Genomic DNA, 6,489 nt, shown 5'->3' on the forward strand with positions numbered 1-6,489 from the left:
CCGACCATCCAACACATCCACCAACGTCAAACCCCCCACCACCACCCCCACACCATCCCAACCACCCACCACCAACCCACGCTCACCCGCAACAAACACGTCGACCTCGCCGACCGTTGTGTCCGCGTCCTCTGCGATGGCGGTGAGAATCCGCGCCAAACGCTGTGCGAAGGTGTCGACCGCTGCGCGTTCGAAGGCTGCAGGCTGGTATCGCAGACTCAGGTGCAAAGCGGGCTCGGCGATCGAAAGCAGGGTGAGCGGGTAGTGCGTGGCATCGCGGGCGTCCACAGTGGTGACTCGCATCCCGGCGATGTCGGCGTTCTCATCCATCCCCGAAGCGTCGACGGGATAAGACTCGAAGACCGAGAGCGTGTCGAACAGGTTGCCCATCCCTACCCGTGCCTGAATCGAGCCGAGCCCGACATAGTGATGCTCGAGCAGTGATACCTGCTCGTCCTGTAGTCGAGCGAGCAACTGGGTCCACGTCTCGTCCGGATCCAGTTGCACACGTACGGGCAACGTGTTGATCAGCAGTCCCACCATGTTTTCCACACCAGGTAGTTCGGGTGTGCGTCCCGAGACCGTGGCGCCGAAGACTACGTCTTCGCGGGACAGCAATCGGGACAACAGAACACCCCACGCGGCTTGGACCACCGTGTTCATCGTGATCCCGCTGCGCTGGACCAGTGCACTGAGTCCGTCGAGTACGGGTTCAGGCAGATCGACGATTTCTTCCTCGGGCACACCCTGCTCCACGTTCGGTGCTGGATCTGCCAACAGGGTCGGCTCCTCGACGCCCCGCATGGCGTCTTCCCATACCGCGAGCGAGGTGTCGGGATCGCGGTCCGCCAACCACTCCAGATAGGTGCGGTACGACGGGGACTCGGGAAGATCGGGCGGAACTCTGTCGACCGGGAGACCGTCGGCGGCGTATCGCATCAGCAGTTCCCGTACCAACAGTGGCATCGACCAACCGTCGAGAACAATGTGATGGTTTGTCACCGCCAGTACGCACCGCGTCGCGGCGGTTCGCAGCACCGTCAGCCGCAGCAGTGGCGGCGAGGCCAGGTCGAAGGGGGCTCTGCGATCCTCGTCGAGGCACCGCCGTAGCTCTGCTTCGGTAGCCGATCCTTGTTCGGTGAGGTCTACTTCGCTCCATGGAATCTCCGCGTCGTCGACGATCAACTGCGCTGGTACACCGTTACTGTCGTAGACGAACGCCGCCCGCAGATTCGGGTGGTCGACCAACAGTCCGGCAGCAGCGCCGCGCACACGCTCGGAATCAACCACTCCTTCGAGTTCGACACACAGTTGAGCTGTGTAGACATCGGTGGACGTTGCCGCCAGTGAAGCATGGAACATCAACCCCGCCTGAAGAGGCGACACCGACCAGACATCGTTCAATGCCGGGTAATCTCCCTCCCAATGTTCGATCTGTTGCTGGTCGACCGAGACCAGCGGGATGTCCGACGGTGTGAGACCACCCGCACCGGGTCGCGATGCATGAGCGGCCAGACCATCGAGCGCGAGGCGCCAGAGGTCCGCGAACTCCGCGACGTCCGACTCGTCGAGTACCCCGCGTGGAAATGCAAACGACGCTGTCAAGCACGGGCCGTCGGGACCGTCCTCGACGGCCGCGTTGATGTCGATCACCGACGCCACCGGCATGGAACGATTCTGTGTTCCACCGAGTTTTCGATTGCCTTCGACCGGCAGCCAGTCCTGCGCTCCGTCGGAGGTGCTCACCCGACCCAGATAATTGAAACTGATTTGAGGAGAACGGTATCGGCTGAGGTTCTCCGCGTCTTCGGACAGGTACCGCAGCATGCCGTATCCGATTCCGTGGTCCGGGATCGCACGCACGTGCTCCTTGACGACCTTGACGGCGCGCCCCGCTTCGCCTCCACCTGCCAGTGCGTCGTCGACATCGATCCCGCCAAGATCCAATCGCACCGGGAAGAGCGTGGTGAACCAACCGACGGTGCGAGAGAGATCGGCGCCGGGAACGGCATCTTCTTCACGTCCGTGGCCTTCGAGACTGATCAGCGCGTCGGAGGTATCGATACCCCGGCGTCGTCGCCACCCGATTGCTGCCAGCGCAACAGCCGTGAGGAGGCCGTCGATCACGCCGGCGTGGAATGCCGCAGGAACTGTGGTGAGAAGGCTCCTGGTCACGTGAGACGTGATGTCAGCAGTGACGGTGTCGACCGTGTCGTCGACGTCGATCGTGGGATCGAGTGGGCGCGAACCGATCAACGGGTCATCGCCGTCCAGGATCGTTTTCCACATGTCCAGTTCGACGCTCCGGTCGCCCACGTGCTCGACAAGCCCATGCGCCCATCGCCGGAACGACGTTCCGATCTGTGGCAGTTCGGGCGTGACACCGGACCGCAGTTGCGCTGTCATCGACGCCAGGTCTGTGACGAGAATGCGCCAGGAGACGCCGTCGACAACCAGGTGATGAATCACCAGCAGTAGCCGGCCCCGCTTGTTCGGCACATCGGGATTGTCAGCAACGTCGAACCAGACAACGCGAACCACGTCGGCGGAAGCAGGATCCAAGCGCTCGGCCGCGGCTTCGAGTTCCCTCGACACCAAGGCGGTGAAGTCGTCGTCGTCCACCGCGTCGACCCTCACACGACTACTCAGTCCTTCAGCCGAGATCGAGCCGGGCGGTGGAACTTCCATGACCCGCTCACGCTCGACCAGGCGTGCTCGGAGCATGTCGTGCCGGTCCAGCAGCGCCTGGACGCTACGGACAAGGACGTTCTGGGTGAGATCACCGGGAGCTGTCAGCAAGAGCGCCTGGGAGAACCGGCTCAGTTCGCCGAACAAGCCGCCGCTGCGATCGAGCAACCACTGTGCCACCGGCGTCAACGGAACAGTACCGATGCCCGATCCTGCCAGCTCCGCGAGAAGTTCCGATCCGTCGTGCTCGAATTTCGCCGACTCGGCAAGCGCGGCAACAGATTTACGGACGAACACATCTCGAGGCGAGAAGATCACACCTGCATCGCGAGCCCGGGCCACCAATTGGATGGACATGATGCTGTCGCCACCGAGCTCGAAGAACGAATCGTGCACTCCTACTGTTTCCACTCTGAGCACCTGCGCGAACAGGCCGGCGAGTAGATTCTCGGTTTCCGTTCGGGGTGGCCGATCAAGTGAGGAGGCGGACGAAAAATCGGGCGCGGGAAGCGCTGCGCGGTCAACTTTTCCGTGAACCGTCAGTGGAAGCGCATCGAGTATCACCAGGGCCACAGGCACCATGTACGACGGCAGCCGCTTGCCGGCATGCGCGAGGACGTCACGCGTATCGATATTCGCTTCCCGATCAGGTACCACGTAGCCGATCAACCGATCGCTACCGTCTCCGTTCCAGACGTCCGTCACCGCCTGGGTCACGCGCGGGTGCGACTGCAATGCCGCTTCGACTTCCCCGAGTTCAATGCGGTACCCACGGATCTTCACCTGGGAATCCGTGCGCCCGAGGTACTCCAGCTGTCCGTCAGTAGTCCAGCGCACCCGATCGCCCGTGCGGTAGATCCGGGTTCCCGGCGGACCGAACGGATCAGCGACAAACTGCGTGGACGTCAGTGCGGAACGCCGGTGATAGCCGCGTGCCAAAGCCGGCCCGGCAAGATACAACTCCCCGGCGACACCTACCGGCACCGGGCGAAGCCGCGAATCCAGCACTACCTCGGCAAATCCCCGAGTTGGTGCACCGATGGTGACCGTTTCGTCAGGCGTCAGAGCTGCACTGATACTCGACACCACCGTCGCCTCGGTCGGGCCGTAGGCGTTGAACATTCTTCTGCCCGACGCCCAGCGGGTCACCAATTCCGATGGACACGCCTCACCGCCGGTGACAACGCATCCGACTGTGGTGAGGCCGTCGGGATCGACGGACGCCAAAGCCGCCGGAGTGACAAAACAATGAGTGACGCGCTCGCGCTCCAGTAACTCCGCCAGCTCCGACCCGCCGTAGACGGTCGGGGGCACGACCACCATGGTGGCTCCGGCACCAACGGCCCACAAGAGTTCGAGAACCGAGGCGTCGAAACTCGGCGAAGCGAAGTGCAGGATTCTGGATCGAGTCGTGGCAGCAAAAGTCTCGCGCTCCTCGCGAGCAAAGTTGCTCAACCCGCGATGCGTGACCGTCACACCCTTGGGCGTTCCTGTAGATCCCGACGTGTAGATCACGTAGGCCGGATTGTCGGTTCGAATCCGTGTCGTCCGATCCGCGTCGGTGATTCTCGACGGCGAGTACGTCGACAACCGTTCCGCCACTATCTCGTCGTCGAGAACCACCCACGGCACTCGGTCGGCGAGCACACCGCGATGCGCCCTGATGGTCATTCCCCAGGCTGCGCCGGAGTCGCCCAACATGTACTCGATACGTTCAGAAGGATGACTCGGGTCCACGGGAAGGAATGCCGCACCGGTCTTGGCAACGGACCACACTGCCAGAACGGACTCGACGGAACGTGGGACGCACAGCGCGACCATCGACTCGGGGCCCACTCCGGATTCGATCAGCATGCGGGCCAACCGGTTCGACTGCGCGTCGAGTTCGCGGTAGGTCACTTCATGCTTCTCGAATATCAGTGCGACGGCGTCGGGATCGTGGGCGGTTGCCATATCTGTTGCTGCAGTGAGCAACGCCGATAAACTCTGTGCCGCGGCGGAAACCTCACCTCGAACAGGAACCAGTTCGATGTGCTCACGGGTGTCGAGGATGTCGATATCTCCGATCTGCGAGTGCGGATCGGAGGTCACGTTATCGAGTATCCGCTGCAAGCGACCGGCGAAGGACCCTACTGTTCTCTCGTCGAAAATATCTGTGGCATATCCGAATTCAGCGTGGATGCCGCCCGGTTCGCCGGTATCGTCGAAGGTCTGCGATACCGTCAACTGCAGATCGAAGTTGATGGTGTCGATCGCGACGCCGACGTCGGTCACCTGCAGGTTGGGGAGTTCAAGTCCGGGCCGCTCGATGTCTTGGAACTCCAGCATGACTTGAAACAGGGGCGAGTATGCCGTCGAACGTGAAGGATTCACGTTCTCGACGACACGTTCGAACGGCACGTCGGCGTGAGTGAAGGCGCTCAGATCGATGCCTCGGACCAGGTCGAGGAACTCCCCGAAAGTCGTCCCGCGGTTTACTGCAGTGCGCAAGACCAATGTATTGACGAACATCCCCACCAGTTCGTCGAGCTCTCGCTCCCCACGCCCGGCGATCGGAGTTCCGACGGCGACGTCGGCGGTATCACTCAGTCGTGCCAACATCACGGCCAGGGCTGCGTGCACGACCATGAAGATCGTGGCGTTGTGCTGGCGGGCAAGGCCGATCAGACCGGCATGAATCTCCGAATTCACCACGAACCGAACCCGCCCGCGTCGAAGCGAGCGCACATCACCGCGCGGTCGATCGGTGGGAATGTCGAGAACCTCCGGTGCGCCGGCAAGATTGTCGACCCAATAGCCGAGTTGTGTCGAGACCACGGACTGCTCGTCGGATTCCGAGCCCAACCAATCACGTTGCCACAACGCATAGTCGGCGTACTGGATCGCCAGCGGCGCCCACTCGGGCGCCTCTCCCTTCACTCGGGAGGCGTAGGCGCTCATGAGATCGCGAGCCAGCGGCGCCGTGGAGAAGCCGTCTGCGGCGATGTGGTGTACCACGATCACCAGGACATGCGTCAGGACGTGATCACCCCCACGTAACAGAGTTGCGCGCAACGGGACCTGCTGTGCGACATCGAAGCCCTCCGAGACAAGGCTGCGGCACCTCTCGCGCAGTTCCTCCTCGCCCGGCACAATTGTCGGTACGAGGTTTGGTAGGACCTGTGAGGAAGGCACGATCACTTGGCGTGGGCCGGCGTCAGTGAGCGGGAAAACCGTGCGTAGAGACTCGTGCCGGTCGACGACGTCGCCAAATGCCGCGTGAAGTGCACTGACATCCAAAGTGCCGTCCAGCCGTAACGCACACGCGATGTTGTACGCGGCGGAATCAGGGTCGAACTGATTGGCAAACCACATCCTCTGCTGCGCAGGTGAAAGCGGGATATCCGTGGTTGCACCCCGCGGTCTCAACGGCGGCTTGACTCCGACGCCGCCACCGGCGTCCCCTCCGCGTGACTGCGCCAACTCGGCCAGCGCTGCCACGGTGGACGCGTCGAAAACGTCGCGGATACTGATCCGTTCTCCGAGAACCGAATTCACCCGCGCAACCAACCTAGTCGCACCGAGAGAGTTTCCACCGAGAGCAAAGAAATCATCGCGCACACCGACCCTCGATATTCCCAGTAGCTCGCCGAAGACGGTGGCAACGGTCTCCTCGAAGGGCGTACGCGGTGCAACATAGTGAAGCGGAGGAGGATCAAAGTCGATATCCGGTAGGGCTTTACGGTCCAACTTCCCATGCACCGTCACCGGCAACCCATCCAACACCACCACCACCGACGGCACCATGAACCCCGGAAGAGA

The 6,489-nt window shown here is 62.4% G+C and carries 1 protein-coding gene; it reads right to left on the bottom strand.

Annotated features, from left to right (window positions below; all coding sequences use genetic code 11):
• Window positions 1-6,489: amino acid adenylation domain-containing protein (locus ACFQ6H_RS29615; protein WP_378650411.1), on the bottom strand; the 6,489-nt coding region annotated here is incomplete at both ends.

The organism is Rhodococcus sp. NPDC056506, from assembly GCF_042794945.1.
Lineage (GTDB): Bacteria > Actinomycetota > Actinomycetes > Mycobacteriales > Mycobacteriaceae > Rhodococcus_F.